Source organism: Pseudomonas sp. S2_B07, from assembly GCF_054668435.1.
Map to the genome: position 1 here is coordinate 639,851 of NZ_CP162769.1, position 17,209 is coordinate 657,059.

The following is a 17,209-nucleotide window of genomic DNA, read 5'->3' on the forward strand; positions in this document are numbered from 1 at the left end:
TCATTTCCTAAAGCGGCAGACAAACGCGAAATAGAGCGCCTTCGTTGATTTTGCTCTCGACGGCGATGGAACCGCCATGGGCGGCGATAATCTGCTCGGAAATAAACAGTCCAAGACCCAGCCCCGCGACCACGGTCTTGGCGGAAACACGCTCGAACTGTTGAAAAATACGCTTCTGGTTTTCTTCACTGATGCCGATCCCTTGATCCTGCACCTCGACCCGCGCCTGACCGTCCTGTACGTACACCCGCACATCAATCTGGCTTTTGCCACCATAACGCAAGGCGTTGGTGAGCAGATTTGAAATCACTTGCTCGATGCGAAATTCATCCCAGTGGCCGACCACTGGCTGCTCGGCAGTAAAGCGCGTGGAACACTCGGCGGCCTCGACTTGCGGCTTGAAGTTATCCAACAGATTGCCGACCAATTGCACCAGGTCGAACTTTGTGGGACGGATCGACAGCTTGCCGGTGCGAATGCGCGACACATCCAGCATATCTTCGATCAGGCGGATCAGGCTTTTGATCTGCCGCTCGTCACGGTCGACCATGGCGTGCATCTTGTCCAGGGTGAACGCCGAGGCGTTATCCCGGGCCAGGTGCATCTTGCGCAACTGGGTTTCAAGAATAAGGCCGTTGAGTGGCGTGCGCACTTCGTGGGCGACAATCGACATGAAGTCATCGCGCATGCGCACTGCTTGCTCCAGCTCCAGTTGAGTGCTCTGCAATTGTTTGAGCAACGCTTCCTGCTCGCGACGGCTCTGCTCCAGCGCTTCAACCTGCTGTTTCATCGCTTTGCTTTGGCGGTACAGGTCGACGAACACATTGACCTTGCTCTTGACCGCGTGAATGTCCAACGGCTTGTGCAAGAAATCCACTGCACCGCTTTCGTAGCCTTTGAACGCGTAGTTCAACTCCCGGCCGGCGGCGCTGACGAACACAATCGGGATGTTTTTGGTTTTTTCCGTGCCGCGCATCAATTCAGCCAGCTCGAAGCCGTTCATGCCGGGCATCTGTACATCGAGAATCGCCATGGCGAATTCGTGCTGCAACAGCAGCGACAAGGCTTCGTCGGCGGACAAGGCCTTGTAGACCATGCGGTCTTCGCGCTTGATCAGCGCTTCGAGCGCCAGCAGGTTCTCCGGCAGATCGTCGACGATCAGCAGTTTGGCTTGGATGTTACTTAGCATGCTATTCGTTCCAGCTCGACAAGCAGACGGCCGATGCCGCCGATAGGGAGAATATGGTCCGGCTCATGAATATCCAGCGCCGCCTGGGGCATGGTTGCGACCTGGGCTTCATTCGGGTCTTGCACGATGGTCATTCCACCGCGACTTTTGACGTGGGACAAACCACGAGCGCCGTCACGGTTGGCCCCGGTCAACAACACGGCGGCCAGTGCTGAACCGTAGGTGTCGCCAGCGGACTCGAACAGGTAATCGATGGCGGGTCGCGAATGGTGGACGCGCTCTTCCAGGCTCAACGAGAAACTGCGGTCATGTTCCACCGACAGGTGATAACCGGGCGTGGCGAAATACAACGTCCCGGCTTCAATCCGGGTTTTATCGCTCGCTTCCCGAACAGGCATCGAAACCCGGCGCGCAAATACTTCGGCCAACAGGCTGCTACGCTCGTCGGGCAGGTGCAACACGACGATAATCGGCAGCGCGAAGCCTTCGCGCAACGGGCTGAGAATAGTCAGCAACGCCGCTACGCCGCCGGCCGAAGCGCCGATCACGATGGCTTCAATAGAAGGAACAGCTGCAGCGTTGTTCATGATTTGCGGTAGATCCGTTCTTGTTTGACCAGCGGCTCGAACTGGTTGCCGAAGGCCGAAAAATCCGGGGTTTCCTTACTGCCCAACACCAGGAACCCGCGATGACACAGCGACTCATGAAACAATCCGAACGCACGATCCTGAAGTTTTTTATTAAAATAAATCAATACGTTACGACACGAAATTAACTGAGTCTCTGAAAAGACACTGTCCGTCGCCAGACTGTGGTCGGCGAAGGTCACGTTCTCGCACAGGCTCTTGTCGAAAATGGCGTAGCCATAGGCCGCCGTGTAGTAATCGGCGAACGAGCACTGGCCACCGGCCTGCTGGTAATTAGCAGTGTAGGCCCGGACATTCTCCATGGAGAAAATCCCTTGCCGGGCCTTGTCCAGCGAGTGTGGGTTGATGTCGGTGGCATAAATGATGGCGCGTTCCAGCAAGCCTTCTTCACGCAGCAGAATCGCCATCGAATAGACTTCTTCACCGGTACTGCACCCGGCAATCCAGATCTTGATCGAGGGATAGGTCTTGAGCAGCGGCACCACTTCCTTGCGGATCGCGAGGAAGTGCGAAGGGTCGCGGAACATCTCGCTGACCGGGATCGTCAGCAGTTGCAGCAACTGCATGAACGCCGTCGGGTCGTGCAGGACCTTTTCCTGCAAGGCCGAGATGGTGTTGCACTCGAACTGAACCAGCGCATGATTCACCCGACGCTTGATCGACGCGCCGGAGTAGTCGCGAAAGTCGTAGCTGTACTTGAGGTAAATCGCCTCGATCAACAAGCGCAATTCGATGTCGCTGTTTCGCTCCACTGAATAAATGCCTTCCACTAAATGCGTTCCATCTTCGGTAACCACACGCGAATCAGCGAGAACAGACGATCCAGGTCGATAGGCTTGGCCAGGTAATCATTGGAGCCGGCCTGCAGGCAGCGCTCCTGATCGTCCTTCATGGCCTTGGCCGTCACCGCAATGATCGGCAGCTTGCGCCAGCGCGGGTCCTTGCGGATCTCGATAGTGGCTTCGAAGCCATCCATCTCCGGCATCATCACGTCCATCAACACCAGATCGATGTCCTCGACTTCATTCAACCTTTCAATCGCTTCACGACCGTTTCGGCCAATGACCACGACTGCGCCCTTTTGCTCCAGTGCACTGGTGAGGGCGAAGATGTTGCGTACATCGTCGTCCACCAGCAGCACCTTGCGACCCTCGAAGACCTTGTCGCGGCTGCGCGCGGTCTTGAGCATCCTCTGCCGTTCATGGGACAACTTCGATTCGACTTTGTGCAGAAAGAGTGTGACCTCGTCCAGCAAACGCTCAGGCGAGCGCGCGCCTTTGATGATGATCGAGCGCGAATACTTGCGCAGTTCGGTCTCTTCATCGCGGGTCAGGTTGCGCCCGGTGTAGACAATCACCGGCGGGAACGAGCAGATGTCTTCCGTGGACATGCGCTTGAGCAAGTCGTTACCGAGCATGTCCGGCAATTTCAAGTCGATGATCATGCAATCGAAAATCGTCGTGCGCAGCAGGTCCAGCGCGTCCTGAGCCAGGCCTACCGCCGTGATTTCGATGTCCTCGTCACCGATCAGCCGGGCAATGCTGTCGCGCTGCAGATCATCGTCTTCCACCAGCAACACGCGCTTGACCTTCTGGGTCAGCTTGGCTTCGAGGCGGGCGAACACATCCTTGAGTTCTTCGCGAGTCGTCGGCTTGACCGCGTAACCGATGGCGCCCATGTGCATGGCGGCCTCGACCCGGTCTTCAACGGAAATCACGTGAACCGGAATGTGCCGGGTTTCGGCGTGCTCTTTCAGGCGCTGCAACACGGTCAGCCCGGAATGATCGGGCAGGCGCATGTCCAGCAGAATGGCGTCGGGAATGAACTCCTTGGCCAGGTCATACCCTTCGTCGGCCCCGTGAGCAACCAGGCACTGATAGCCCAGTTCGTGCGCGAGGTCGAAAAGAATGTTCGCAAAGTTCGGCTCATCCTCCACGATCAGAATGCACCGTGTCTTGAACGGCGCCTGGCCGCGGTCGTCGTTGAAACGAGGAATATCAACCGGGGCAACCAGTGGAGCCAACTCCGCCGGTGCCGCGCGGGGGGTGATTGCGACGGGTGAAGCCTGCATCGGCTCGACAGGCTCGTCGCCCGGCTCGACGTATTGCTGAGGCAACACCAGCGTGAACACACTGCCCTGCCCCGGCTCACTGCTGACGCTGATCGAACCACCAAGCAACGCCGCCAGGTCCCGGGAAATCGACAAGCCCAGGCCGGTGCCGCCATAGCGGCGATTAGTGGTGCCATCCGCCTGACGGAACGCTTCGAAAATGCTGTCCTGCTGGTCTTCGGCGATACCGATGCCCGAGTCGCGGATGATGAAGGCCACGCCCTCATTCGGTTGCGAGGCCACGGTAACGCTGACCGAGCCCTTCTCGGTGAATTTCACCGCGTTCGACAGCAGGTTTTTGATCACCTGTTCCAGACGCTGGCGGTCGGTGAAAAGCATCTTCGGCGCACCGGGTTGCAGTTCAACGTGAAACGCGAGGTGCTTGTCAGCCGCCATCGGCTCGAACATCCCGCGCAAGCCGTCAACCAGACGCTCGACGCTGACGTTTTCCGGACGCATCTCCAGCTTGCCGGCCTCGACTTTGGAAATATCGAGAATGTCGTTGATCAGGTTGAGCAAGTCATTACCGGCGGAATAAATCGACTCGGCGAATTTCACCTGTTCAGCGCTGAGGTTTTCCTGAGGGTTTTCGGCGAGCAATTTGGCCAGGATCAACGAACTGTTCAGCGGCGTGCGCAGTTCGTGGGACATGTTGGCGAGGAACTCGGACTTGTACTTGCTGGAGCGCTGCAGCTCCAGGGCGCGGTCCTCAAGCTGCACCTGGGCCAGGTTGAGCTCGGTGTTCTTCTGATCCATGGCATCGCGCTGGTCTGCGAGGATCTGCGCCTGCTCGGCGAGCTGCTCGTTGGTCTGCTCGAGTTCCACCTGCTGGGTTTCCAGGTGCGCCTGGGACTCCTTGAGAATCCGCGACTGTTCTTCGAGTTCTTCGTTGGCGGTCTTGAGCTCTTCTTGCTGCACTTGCAGCGCTTCGTTGAGCTGCTGGGTTTCGGCCAACACCTCCTGCAAGCGCTGGCGATAGCGTGCAGCTTCGATGGAGGTGCCGATGTTGCCGGCAATCAACTCCAGCAACTCGATGTCACGATCAGACAACGGACGCAAGAAGCCCAGCTCGATCACACCGTTGACCCGGTCGTCGTCACTGGTCGGCACTACGAGCACGCTGTGCGGCAGGCCTTCGCCCAGGCCGGAACTGACCTTGAAGTAATTGCTCGGCACATCATCCAGACGAATCAGGCGGGCCTGGTTCGCGACCTGGCCGACGATGCCTTCATCGCTGTAGATCTGCTGATTTCGCTCTTCCTGCTCGCGAGAGAAACCGTAGGAAGCAATACGCTTAAGGCCACCGTGGTCTTCGCGAACATAAATGGCGGCGACGGCGGTGCCCAGGTACTGCGCGCAAAACTGCAGAATGTTGCGACCCAACAGATTGAGGCTCAGTTGCCCCAATACTTGTTCGGCCAGCTCGGTCTGGCCGTTACGCAGCCAGGCTTGTTGCTCCAGGCGCAAGGCGCTGGATTGCTGCGCCGCGAGGTTGGCACTGTAGATTTGCGAGAGATTGAGCAGGTCGCGTCGACCAATGAAGGCGAGCATGGCGCTGACACCGGCGACGAACAGCAGGTACAGGCCGATGCTCCAGAGCGTGGTACGGCGCACTTCGTCGCTGCGCGTGGCGCGCAGCTGCTGCTCCATGTCGACCACGTCTTCGAACTGCTTGCGGATTTCATCGGTCAGGCGCTTACCGCGCCCGGCCTTGACCGCACCGCGATAATCGCCGCTGTTACGCTGCAAATCGATCATCGATTGCGCGTAGCTCGCCCACTCGCTCTGCAACGCTTGCAGACGACGCAAGCGATCGGTTTGCGCCGGGTTGTCGGCGGTCAGTTCAAGCAAGGTATCAAGGGCCACCGCTATTCTCGGCTTGGCCGTTTCGTAGGGGTCAAGAAAGTGCTCGTCACCGGTCAGCAGGTAACCGCGCATGCCGGTTTCCAGGTCGATGGTCAACTTGGCCGCTTCATTAGCGTTATTGATCACCCGGTCGGTGTGCTCGACCCATTGGATTACCGACAACAGATAAGTGATCAGCGAAACAAAAAATACCGCGCTGATGACACCGACGCCCAATGGCAGGCTGACGTTGCGGCTCAGGAGTTTGCGGAATCGTTGCTCATCTACCGAAGACGCAGTGGTCATGGGGAGGCCTTGTCGAACTGTTCAAAAGCACGGAGTTTGCCCCAAAAGAAGAACGTTGATCCAATTTTCTGCCTTGTATCAGGGTAAATCCCGCATTTAGCTGCGCGAGCGCGAAGGGAGCGGTTATCCTTGCCATCTTGTACAGCTGTTCTTTTTTGCACAACGCTGGGAACTTGTCGGGATCCGCCACTTACTCATGCAAGAGCCCGGTGATTTCAATCGACCGGCCCCCCTGAATTCAATCTTTGCGAGTAACCATTATGTCCACCGACGCCTCCATCATTTTAGTAGTCGAAGACGATGCCATTGTGCGCATGCTGATCGTTGACGTGCTGGAGGAGCTGGAGTTCAACGTCCTTGAAGCGGATGGCAGCGAACAGGCGTTGGAGTTTCTCAACGACGAAGACCAATACATCGATTTGATGATGACCGACGTCGGCCTGCCCGTGATGGACGGCCGAGAATTGGCCACCCAGGCGCGAATGCTGCGCCCTGAGTTGCCCATCCTGTTTGCCAGCGGCTATGCCGAAAGCATTGAGGTGCCTTACGGCATGCAGGTGATCGGCAAACCGTTCTCGATCGATCAGTTGCGGGACAAGGTCAAGTCGATGCTCGCCTGACTTCTCAGTTCTGCTTCTCAGTACTGCCCCTCCCTATTACCCGCACCAAGGAATACCCGTTAATGAGTCAGCCCCGCGCAACCAAAGTTCTGGTTATTGGTTACGTTTGGCCCGAGCCCCGCTCTTCAGCGGCCAGCGGGCATGTCATGCAAATCCTCGATACGTTCTTGCAGCAAGGCTGGGACATCACTTTCAGCAGCCCGGCCGGCACCGGTGAACACCGGGCGGACCTGACGGCGCTGGGTATTCGTGAAGTCGCCATCGAGTTGAACAACAGCAGCTTTGACGCGTTCATCACCGAGCTGGCGCCGGATATCGTGCTGTTCGATCAGTTCATGATGGAAGAACAGTTTGGCTGGCGCGTTGAAAAGCACTGCCCCGACGCGTTGCGTGTGCTTGAGACGTCGGATTTGCAAAGTCTGCGTCATGCCCGGCATCAACGACTCAAAGACCGATTGAAAGACCGTGATGACGCCAACGACTTCAGCGAGTTGTTTGCCCCGGCATTGCGCGAAGAGTTCGAGTTGATGGCGGATACGGACCTGGCCAAACGCGAAATTGCCGCGCTGTATCGTTGCGACGTGAACCTGATGATTTCCGAGGTGGAAATCGAGTTGCTGGTCGAGCAATTCAAGTTGCCGTGCAACCTGTTGCACTGGTGCCCCCTGATGGTCGATCCGCCCAGTGCGCCACCGTTGCCGTTTGCAGACCGGGCACATTTTTTGAGTATCGGTAACTTTCGCCATGCGCCGAACTGGGATGCGGTGCTCTGGATGAAAACGGCCATCTGGCCATTGATCCGCGAACAATTGCCCAAGGCGCAGTTGCATATCTACGGCGCTTACACACCGCCCAAGGCCACGGCCCTGCACAACCCGGCGCAGGGCTTTCATGTAATGAACTGGGCTGAAGATGCCTTGCAAGTCATGTCGGCGGCACGGGTGTGTCTGGCACCGCTGCGTTTCGGTGCAGGTATCAAAGGCAAGATCGTCGACGCGATGTTGTGTGGCACGCCTACGGTCACAACGCCCATCGGCGCCGAAGCGATGCAGGGCGAACATCTCTGGCCCGGCGCAGTGACCCAGACAGCTCAGGCGTTCGCCGATAGCGCGGTTCGACTGTACAAGGATGAGACACTTTGGATAGAAGCCCAATCCCTGGGGCGGACGTTGTTGGCCGATCGCTATCAACCGTCTGTACATGGTCCAGCATTGATCGATAAATTGTTGTACTGCCAGCAACATCTGTCGCAACTTAGAAGTGATAACTTTACAGGCAGCATGTTGCGTCACCACCACCATAAAAGTACGCAGTATATGGCCCAATGGATTGAAGCAAAAAACAGAACTCCGCTATAACACTTTAACAATAAACATTTTGCATCAGCCGTATTATTGACCCCGCCCGGCATCCCCCTTCTTAATACCAAGCCGAACGTGCAAACTTTCAGTCACGTTCGGCACAGTCTTTTTATTTAATCTTTCAATGCAGGGATGCACCCCATGAATTCCGCCATTCAAAATAATGACGCGCTCAACAACTGGATGTCCGCCCATCCGGTAATTGATACATTGTCGCTCACTGAATTAACACTGCCGGGCACTCACAACGCTGGCAGCGACTGGAAAGCGTCCTGGCCATTTATTCCGGGTGCTCACTGGCTGGCCTGCCAGCATCAATCCTTTTCCGCGCAACTGAACCATGGGGCTCGAGCACTCGACATTCGTCTGATGTACGACGCGGGTGCACCCGATCCAGGGAAATTTCGCATTCACCACAATGGCTACCGCAATAACCGTACCTTGGGGAACCTTGTCACCGATGTGCAACACTTTCTTCGGGAGAACCCCGATGAGTTCATCATTCTGGACTTCCATGATTTGAAGGGGGACCCGTTTGATTACGCTTACTTCAATAATATGATCAAGCTATTTCTCGGCCATTGCCTGATCCCCAGAAAAAACCAATCCCTGAGTCTGCATCAACTCAAAAAAATCAGCCCCCTACAAAGGGTGTTGGTCGCAGCCCCATGGCATCCCGCACTTGATGAAAATTTGTTTATCCGGCAAATCGAACACCAATGGTCCGGCAGTGGCATCACCAACGCCAAGGAGTTGGAGAAACACATTGCTGACGTGTTGAAAAACCCGCCAGGAACGTGGGCACCCTGGTCGCTTTCCGCCACCAGCTACAGCGCGCTCGGCGGCCCGGTAGATATACACGAAAAACTTGATTCCTGGTTTGATCCAAAGACCAGTAATTGGGCCGAGAAGTGCAACATTATCAATGTCGACTTCATTGAAGAATCCCAACTGGTTTCTTATTGCAAAACCGTCAACCTGAAAAAAGCCGGCTGGCGCAATGCTTAGTTGCCGCGCCACTAAATCGCTATTTTTGTGCAAGTGTTTCTGTGACTGGCAATGCTGGCAGGCACTTCTACGCTGGGTCATGAAGTCTCCCCCACGGATGGGGCAAATCACCGACAAGGAAACGTCATGACCTATAACACTGCAACCGCACTCGACACACAAAAATGGATGAGCAACGTACTGGACATCGGCCATTTGAAGTTGACCGATATTGTCTGGCCCGGCACGCACAACGCCGGGATGGACAAAAAGGCCCCCAACTACGAGGTCGTGGTCGGCAATTGGACGACGTGCCAGAACGATTCATTTGCCTGGCAACTGGCCAACGGCGCACGGGCATTCGATATCCGGCTCGGCTGTACCGCCGGCCCGGAAGTGCCGGTCTATTATTTTCATCACAACGGCTTTCAGTCCCACCGCATTCTTGATGAGCTGATCGAAGCGGTAGCGACATTCCTGACTCAAAACCCGGACGAATTCATCGTCCTCGATTTCCATCAGTTGGAAGATGGGCCAAAGATTTTCGACTACCGGCAATTCAATGACTTGCTGATGCGCCGCCTGGGTTCGCGCTTGATTCCCTATTCGGATGCATTCAGCACCGTGGAACAACTCAAACGTGCCAGTTCGCGGCGCCGCATCGTCTTGGCGGCGCGCGCAAAACCCGGACTGGACAATGAATATTTCTGGCCGCAGATTCCTCATAAGTGGAACGGCAACGCATTCACCGATGCCATCGATCTAAAATCACACATCGAGACCACCCTCGCGGGAGCCCCTTACGAGACCTTCCTCTGGTCGTTGCCAGCAACCTGCTATTCGCTGCTGGGTGGCCCGCAACACTTAAAAAATCAAATCAACGATTGGTTCCACAGCTCTCGCGATTGGGTCACGCGGTGCAGCATTATCAGCACCGACTTCTTTGATGAAGCGGACATCGTCCGCTATTGCTGGAGTGCCACCAGCATGAAGGCGGTATACGGGCACCGATTGCATGAGCCGGCATAAGTGATCGTCATTGCAGGCTGGCATCGCAGGTGCCAAAAGGGGCATGATCCGGTAGCGATAACAAGAAAAGCGTCCTGACATGACCCGAACAGCCCGCGTGACAGACCCCTCCTATGAACTGATGGATGACCATAACGGGTTGTCCATCATTTACCGCCAGCACGGGTTCCCCTGCCCTTTGGTGCGCTGGCATTTTCATAAGGAATACGAACTGCACCTGATCGTCGCCAGCTCCGGCAAAGTGTTCATCGGCGACTACATCGGCAACTTCTATCCGGAGACATTGTTCCTTACAGGCCCCAACCTGCCGCACAACTGGATCAGCCAGGTCGAGGAAGACGAAGTGGTGCCCAAGCGCGACATGCTGGTCAACTTCACTGACGAGTTGTTCGAAAGCGGCCATCAGGTGTTCGCCGAACTCAAGACCTTGGCGCCACTGCTGGAGCGCGCGCAGTACGGCATCGAGTTCCGATGCAAGCGCACCATCCGCCAGGCCATGACACTGATGCAACGGATCGCCGACACCCAAGGCGTGACCCGCCTCGGACACTTTTTCATTCTGCTGGAGCTGCTGGCGGCCTCCGACGATTTTCAATTGCTGTCAGGGGCAACGACGCCGCAATTGGCTGATGAGCATAATATCGATCGCACCAACCGAGCCGTGGATTACATCTTCGCCCACTACGCCCGGGAGCTGTCGCTCGAAGAAGTCGCCGAGCATTTGGGCATGAAGCCGACTTACTTCAGTCGCGTCTTCAAGCAAGCCACCGGGCGCTGCTTCATCGAATTCGTCAATCGTCTGCGCATCAGCAAGTCCTGTGAGTTGCTGGCCGATGGCGACAAACCGGTGACCGACGTGTGCTTCGAGTCGGGTTTCAACAATATTTCCAACTTCAACCGGCGCTTTCAGCAACTCAAGGGCATGACACCATCGCACTACCGGCGGCTGGCAGTGCAGCGCCTTACTGAGCAAAATCAGCACTGACACCTTGTCCGGCAGCTGCTACAGAGTGCAGCGCGTTAAATCCTGCCTTTCTCTAACCCGAGTGCAAAATAGTATCGATCCAAGTGCGATGGATGATTTGTCTCATCTTCAATTGAGGGCTGTAATCAGCGCACATTCTTCCTGCCGCAGGAAGACACAAAAACAATAACTGTCCTTCTGTAACCCTTGGGTCGCAGAAAAGGAGTGCACGATGCAACCTTCTGTAAAAGCTCTGCTTGCCCTCACCTGCATGACCCTCAGCAGCATCAGCCTCGGCGCTCAAACGCTGACCATCGCCACCGTCAACAACAGCGACATGATCCGCATGCAAAAGCTCTCGAAAACCTTCGAGGCCGAGCACCCGGACATCAAGCTCAACTGGGTGGTACTGGAAGAAAACGTCCTGCGCCAACGCCTGACCACTGACATCGCCACTCAGGGCGGACAGTTCGATGTGTTGACCATCGGCATGTACGAAGCCGCACTGTGGGGTGCCAAGGGTTGGCTGGAGCCGATGAAGGACTTACCGGCGTCTTATGCCCTGGACGACGTCTTCCCGTCGGTGCGTGAGGGCCTTTCTGTCAAGGGCTCCCTGTACGCCCTGCCGTTCTACGCCGAAAGCTCGATCACCTATTACCGCACCGACCTGTTCAAGGAGGCCGGGCTGACCATGCCCGAGCGCCCGACCTGGACCCAGATCGGCGAATTCGCCAGCAAACTCACGCACAAGGATAAAGAACAGTACGGCATCTGCCTGCGTGGCAAGGCCGGCTGGGGCGAGAACATGGCGCTGATCACCACCGTCGCCAACGCCTATGGCGCACGTTGGTTCGATGAGAAATGGCAGCCGGAATTCACCGGTCCAGAGTGGAAAAACGCCCTGAACTTCTACGTCGAGACCATGAAGCAATCCGGTCCGCCGGGCGCTTCCAGCAACGGATTCAACGAAAACCTCGCACTGTTCAACAGCGGCAAATGCGCAATCTGGGTCGATGCCAGCGTTGCCGGCTCGTTCGTCACTGACAAAACCCAAAGCAAGGTGGCCGACCACGTTGGCTTCACCTACGCCCCGCACGAAACCACCGACAAGGGTTCGGCGTGGCTCTATTCCTGGGCGCTGGCGATTCCGACCAGCTCCAAGGCCAAGGACGCCGCCAAAACGTTCAGTGCCTGGGCCACCTCCAAGGAATACGGCGCGCTGGTCGCGGAGAAAGACGGCATCGCCAACGTGCCGCCCGGCACTCGCGCCTCCACCTACAGCGAGGCCTACATGAATGCCGCGCCGTTCGCCAAGGTCACGCTGGAATCGCTCAAGGCAGCGGACCCAAGCAAGCCGACGCTCAAGCCCGTGCCGTATATCGGTATTCAGTTGGTGACCATTCCTGAGTTCCAGGGCATTGGCACCCAGGTGGGCAAGTCGTTCTCGGCGGCGCTGATTGGGCAAACCACGGTCGATCAAGCCTTGGCTGCGGCCCAGCAAACCACCGAACGCGAGATGAAGCGCGCCGGTTATCCCAAGTAACTCTCGCAACCGATCCAGAGTGGGCTTTTGTGGCGAGGGAGCTTGCTCCCGCTCGGCTGCGCAGCAGTCGCAAAGCTATTGGGGCCGCTTCGCGACCCAGCGGGAGCAAGCTCCCTCGCCACACAAGCCCGCTCCCACATGTCGATCTTCGTATGTCTGTTCCTAATTGGTTTAATGCCATGAATATTTCAACTGCCAACGCTCACATGGACATACCCCAACCGGTGCGTAAAAGCCGGTTGGCCAATCCCGGCTGGTTTCTGGTCAGTCCTTCGGTCGCCCTGTTGCTGCTGTGGATGATCGTGCCGCTGGGCATGACCGTCTACTTCTCGACGATTCGCTACAACCTGCTCAATCCGGGTGAAAACGAGTTCGTCGGGCTGGAGAACTTCACTTACTTCCTGACGGATTCCGGCTTCCTGCCCGGCGCCACCAACACCTTGTTGCTGGTGGGCAGCGTGTTGCTGATCAGCGTGGTGTTCGGTGTGCTGATCAGTGCACTGCTTGAAGCCAGTGAGTTCATGGGCCGCGGCATCGTGCGGGTCATGCTGATTTCGCCGTTCTTCATCATGCCCACCGTCGGTGCGCTGATCTGGAAGAACCTGATTTTCCATCCGGTGTCGGGGATTCTCGCCTACGTCTGGAAACTGTTCGGCGCGCAACCGGTGGACTGGCTGGCGCACTACCCGCTGCTGTCGATCATCATCATTGTGTCCTGGCAATGGCTGCCCTTCGCGATCCTGATCCTGATGACCGCCATGCAGTCCCTCGACCAGGAACAGAAGGAAGCCGCACGCCTCGACGGCGCCGGGCCTGTCGCCATCTTCTGGCACCTGACCTTGCCGCACCTGGCGCGGCCAATTGCGGTGGTGGTGATGATCGAAACCATCTTCCTGCTCTCGGTGTTCGCCGAAATCTTCACCACCACCAACGGCGGCCCCGGCTACGCCTCGACCAACCTCGCCTACCTGATCTACAACCAGGCGTTGGTGCAGTTCGACGTCGGCATGGCATCCGCCGGCGGCTTGATCGCGGTGGTGATTGCCAACATCGCGGCCATCGTGCTGGTGCGCATGATCGGCAAAAACCTGACAGACAAAGCCTGAGGCCTGCGCCATGACCCTTCAACAATCCCGCCGCCTGCAAAGCCTGCTGCTCGGCACGCTGGCCTGGGCCATTGCCATCGTGATTTTCTTCCCGATCTTCTGGATGGTGCTGACCAGTTTCAAAACCGAAATCGACGCGTTCGCCACGCCACCGCAGTTCATCTTCACGCCGACGCTGGAGAACTACCTGCACATCAATGAACGCAGCGACTACTTCAGCTTCGCCTGGAACTCGGTGGTGATTTCCTTCAGTGCCACGGCGTTATGCCTGCTGATCGCCGTGCCGGCGGCCTACTCGATGGCGTTCTACGAAACCCAGCGCACCAAGGGCACGCTGCTGTGGATGCTCTCGACCAAAATGCTGCCACCGGTGGGCGTGCTGATGCCGATTTACCTGCTGGCCAAGACCTTCGGCTTGCTCGACACGCGCATCGCGCTGATCGTGATCTACACGCTGATCAACCTGCCGATTGTGGTCTGGATGATTTACACCTACTTCAAAGACATCCCCAAAGACATCCTCGAAGCCGCGCGCCTCGACGGCGCCACGCTGTGGCAGGAAATGGTCCGGGTGCTGCTGCCGATCGCCAAGGGCGGCCTGGCTTCAACCGTTTTGCTGTCGCTGATCCTGTGCTGGAACGAGGCGTTCTGGTCCTTGAACCTGACCTCATCCAAAGCCGCGCCGCTGACCGCGTTGATTGCCTCTTACTCAAGCCCTGAAGGCTTGTTCTGGGCCAAGTTGTCGGCGGTGTCGACCCTGGCTTGCGCGCCGATCCTGATCTTCGGCTGGATCAGCCAGAAACAATTGGTCCGCGGCCTGTCGTTCGGTGCCGTGAAATAGCCCTCAAAGAATAAGCACAAAAGGAGCGCCACCATGGCCAACCTGAAAATCAAGAATCTGCAAAAAGGCTTCGAAGGCTTTTCCATCATCAAAGGCATCGACCTGGAAGTGAACGACAAGGAATTCGTGGTGTTCGTCGGCCCGTCGGGTTGCGGCAAATCGACCCTGCTGCGCCTGATCGCCGGCCTGGAAGAAGTCAGCGGCGGCACCATCGAGCTCGACGGCCGCGACATCACCGAAGTCAGCCCGGCCAAGCGCGACCTGGCGATGGTGTTCCAGACCTACGCCCTGTACCCGCACATGACCGTGAAAAAGAACATGTCGTTTGCCCTCGATCTGGCCGGCGTGCCGAAAGCGGAAGTCGAGAAGAAAGTCGGCGAAGCTGCGCGCATCCTCGAACTCGGTCCAATGCTGGAACGCAAACCGAAACAGCTGTCTGGCGGCCAGCGTCAGCGCGTGGCCATCGGCCGGGCGATTGTGCGCAACCCGAAAATCTTCCTGTTTGACGAACCGCTGTCCAACCTCGACGCCGCCCTGCGGGTGCAGATGCGCCTGGAACTGCTGCGACTGCACAAAGAACTGCAAGCGACGATGATCTACGTGACCCACGATCAGGTCGAAGCCATGACCATGGCCGACAAGGTGGTGGTGCTCAACGGCGGCAAAATCGAACAGGTCGGCTCGCCGCTGGACCTGTATCACCAACCGGCCAACCTGTTTGTCGCGGGCTTTCTGGGCACGCCGAAAATGGGTTTCCTCAAGGGCAACGTCACCCGCATCGACAGCCAAAGCTGTGAAGTGCTGCTCGACGCCGGTGCTCGCATCACCCTGCCGTTGACCGGCGCCAACTTGAGCGTCGGTGGCGCAGTGACCCTGGGCATTCGTCCGGAACACCTGGAACTGGCACAACCCGGCGACTGCACGCTGCAAGTCACCGCCGACGTCAGCGAGCGTTTGGGCAGCGACACGTTCTGCCACGTCGTGACTTCCTCCGGCGAGGCCCTGACGATGCGTGTTCGCGGCGACCTCGCCAGCCGTTACGGCGAGTCGCTGAGCCTGCACCTGGACGCCGAACACTGCCATTTATTCGATGCCGACGGCGTGGCGTTGACCCGTCCGTTGCGCGCTGCGGCCTGATATCGAGACTATGTGATGAAACTCAATAAACAGAATCTCCACCATCTCAAACCCGAGGTGGTCCTGCCCGCCTACGCCCTGAGCGATACGCGCCAAGGCATCGCGCACATTGGCGTCGGTGGTTTTCACCGCGCCCATCAGGCGTATTACACCGACGCGCTGATGAACACTGGCGAAGGCCTGGACTGGGCGATTTGCGGGGTCGGCCTGCGCGCCGAAGACCGGCGCGCCCGGGACGATCTCAAAGAGCAGGATTACCTGTTCACCCTGTTCGAACTCGGCGATACCGATGACACCGAAGTCCGGGTGATCGGTGCGATTCGCGACATGCTGCTGGCCGAAGACGGCGCGACCGCACTGATCGAAAAACTCGCCAGCCCCGAGATCCGCATCGTCTCGCTGACTATCACCGAGGGCGGTTACTGCATCGATGACAGCAACGGCGAGTTCATGGCGCACTTGCCGCAAATCCAGCACGACCTGACGCACCCGGATGCGCCGAAAACCGTGTTCGGTTTCCTCTGCGCCGCCCTGGCCAAACGGCGCGCTACCGGCACCCCGGCGTTCACGCTGATGTCCTGCGATAACCTGCCGCACAACGGCGCGGTGACCCGCAAAGCGCTACTGGCCTTCGCCGCGTTGCGCGATGCCGATCTGTGCGAGTGGATCGACCGCAACGTGAGTTTCCCCAACGCCATGGTCGACCGCATCACGCCGATGACCAGCACCGAACATCGCCTGCAACTGGCTGACAAACACGCGGTTGACGATGCCTGGCCCGTGGTCTGCGAACCGTTTGTGCAATGGGTGCTGGAAGACAAATTCGTCAACGGTCGCCCGGCCTGGGAAAAGGTCGGCGTGCAGTTCACGGACGACGTCACGCCTTATGAAGAGATGAAGATCAAACTGCTCAATGGCAGTCATCTGGCGCTGACGTATCTCGGGTTCTTGAAGGGATATCGCTTCGTTCACGAAACCATGAACGACCCGCTGTTTGTGCGCTACATGCGGGCTTACATGGACCTGGACGTCACGCCACAACTGTCGCCGGTGCCGGGGATTGACCTGACAGACTACAAAAACACCTTGGTTGAACGCTTCTCCAATCAGGCGATTGCCGATCAACTGGAGCGAGTGTGTTCGGACGGCTCGTCGAAATTTCCCAAATTCACGGTGCCGACGATCAACCGCTTGATTGCCGACGGTCGAGAGACCAAGCGTGCGGCGCTGGTGGTGGCGGCGTGGGCGCTGTATTTGAAGGGGGTGGATGAAAACGGTGATACCTATTCGATTCCGGACCCACGGGCGGCTTTTTTTCAGGGGCTGGTGGCGGATGATGTGTTGATTACCCAGCGGTTGCTGGCGGTCGAGGAGATTTTTGGCACCGCGATTCCGCATTCGGCCGAGTTTGTGGCGGCGTTTGAGTGGTGCTGTAACAGCTTGCGGGAGGTGGGGGTGACGCGGACGTTGGAGCGGGTGCTGGCTTAAGTACTGCGGTGAATGGACTACCGTCATCGCGAGATC

At 57.6% G+C, this 17,209-nt stretch carries 14 protein-coding genes; 10 read left to right on the plus strand and 4 right to left on the minus strand.

Annotated elements, in window-relative coordinates:
* Positions 1 to 7 precede the first annotated feature (7 nt).
* From AB4N43_RS02950 to AB4N43_RS02965, 4 genes are read right to left on the minus strand one after another with little or no spacing between them, the layout of a single operon-like run.
* A complete protein-coding gene (locus AB4N43_RS02950) occupies positions 8 to 1,189 on the minus strand; it encodes a hybrid sensor histidine kinase/response regulator (protein ID WP_059182994.1) in 1,182 nt (393 codons plus the stop codon).
* Entirely contained in the window at positions 1,183 to 1,776 is a 594-nt protein-coding gene (locus tag AB4N43_RS02955; RefSeq protein WP_027923238.1) for a chemotaxis protein CheB, read from the minus strand. The genes AB4N43_RS02950 and AB4N43_RS02955 overlap by 7 nt, the downstream gene beginning before the upstream one ends.
* On the minus strand, positions 1,773 to 2,606 hold the full coding sequence (locus AB4N43_RS02960; protein ID WP_027923239.1) for a CheR family methyltransferase: 834 nt from the start codon (positions 2,604 to 2,606) through the stop codon (positions 1,773 to 1,775). The genes AB4N43_RS02955 and AB4N43_RS02960 overlap by 4 nt, the downstream gene beginning before the upstream one ends.
* On the minus strand, positions 2,606 to 6,097 hold the full coding sequence (locus AB4N43_RS02965) for a response regulator (RefSeq protein WP_194940017.1): 3,492 nt from the start codon (positions 6,095 to 6,097) through the stop codon (positions 2,606 to 2,608). Before AB4N43_RS02965 ends, AB4N43_RS02960 begins: the two co-directional genes overlap by 1 nt.
* A 260-nt stretch (positions 6,098 to 6,357) precedes the next feature.
* Here AB4N43_RS02965 and AB4N43_RS02970 point away from each other — a divergent pair, with 260 nt between their 5' ends.
* From AB4N43_RS02970 to AB4N43_RS03015, 10 genes are all read left to right on the plus strand, one after another.
* Complete coding sequence (locus AB4N43_RS02970) at positions 6,358 to 6,717, plus strand: response regulator (RefSeq protein ID WP_460153124.1); 360 nt, start codon at positions 6,358 to 6,360, stop codon at positions 6,715 to 6,717.
* Positions 6,718 to 6,779: 62 nt separating this feature from the next.
* Entirely contained in the window at positions 6,780 to 8,075 is a 1,296-nt protein-coding gene (locus AB4N43_RS02975; RefSeq protein ID WP_460153126.1) for a glycosyltransferase, read from the plus strand.
* A 144-nt stretch (positions 8,076 to 8,219) separates the two neighbouring features.
* A complete protein-coding gene (locus AB4N43_RS02980; protein WP_460153127.1) occupies positions 8,220 to 9,086 on the plus strand; it encodes a phospholipase in 867 nt (288 codons plus the stop codon).
* Positions 9,087 to 9,212: 126 nt separating this feature from the next.
* Positions 9,213 to 10,094 carry a PI-PLC domain-containing protein gene (locus AB4N43_RS02985; RefSeq protein ID WP_027923244.1) on the plus strand — a complete coding sequence of 294 codons (882 nt, stop codon included), beginning with the start codon at positions 9,213 to 9,215 and terminating at the stop codon, positions 10,092 to 10,094.
* A 79-nt stretch (positions 10,095 to 10,173) separates the two neighbouring features.
* Positions 10,174 to 11,079: an AraC family transcriptional regulator gene (locus AB4N43_RS02990; RefSeq protein WP_027923245.1), complete on the plus strand. Its 906-nt coding sequence runs from the start codon at positions 10,174 to 10,176 to the stop codon at positions 11,077 to 11,079.
* Between the two features lie 211 nt (positions 11,080 to 11,290).
* Positions 11,291 to 12,601: an ABC transporter substrate-binding protein gene (locus AB4N43_RS02995; protein ID WP_027923246.1), complete on the plus strand. Its 1,311-nt coding sequence runs from the start codon at positions 11,291 to 11,293 to the stop codon at positions 12,599 to 12,601.
* 206 nt (positions 12,602 to 12,807) lie between these two features.
* On the plus strand, positions 12,808 to 13,707 hold the full coding sequence (locus tag AB4N43_RS03000) for a carbohydrate ABC transporter permease (RefSeq protein ID WP_228758773.1): 900 nt from the start codon (positions 12,808 to 12,810) through the stop codon (positions 13,705 to 13,707).
* A gap of 10 nt (positions 13,708 to 13,717) precedes the next feature.
* Positions 13,718 to 14,548, plus strand: coding sequence for a carbohydrate ABC transporter permease (locus AB4N43_RS03005; protein ID WP_027923248.1), 831 nt, complete (start codon positions 13,718 to 13,720; stop codon positions 14,546 to 14,548).
* 33 nt (positions 14,549 to 14,581) lie between these two features.
* Positions 14,582 to 15,685, plus strand: coding sequence for an ABC transporter ATP-binding protein (locus AB4N43_RS03010; protein ID WP_059182997.1), 1,104 nt, complete (start codon positions 14,582 to 14,584; stop codon positions 15,683 to 15,685).
* A gap of 15 nt (positions 15,686 to 15,700) precedes the next feature.
* A complete protein-coding gene (locus AB4N43_RS03015) occupies positions 15,701 to 17,173 on the plus strand; it encodes a mannitol dehydrogenase family protein (protein ID WP_460153131.1) in 1,473 nt (490 codons plus the stop codon).
* Positions 17,174 to 17,209 lie beyond the last annotated feature (36 nt).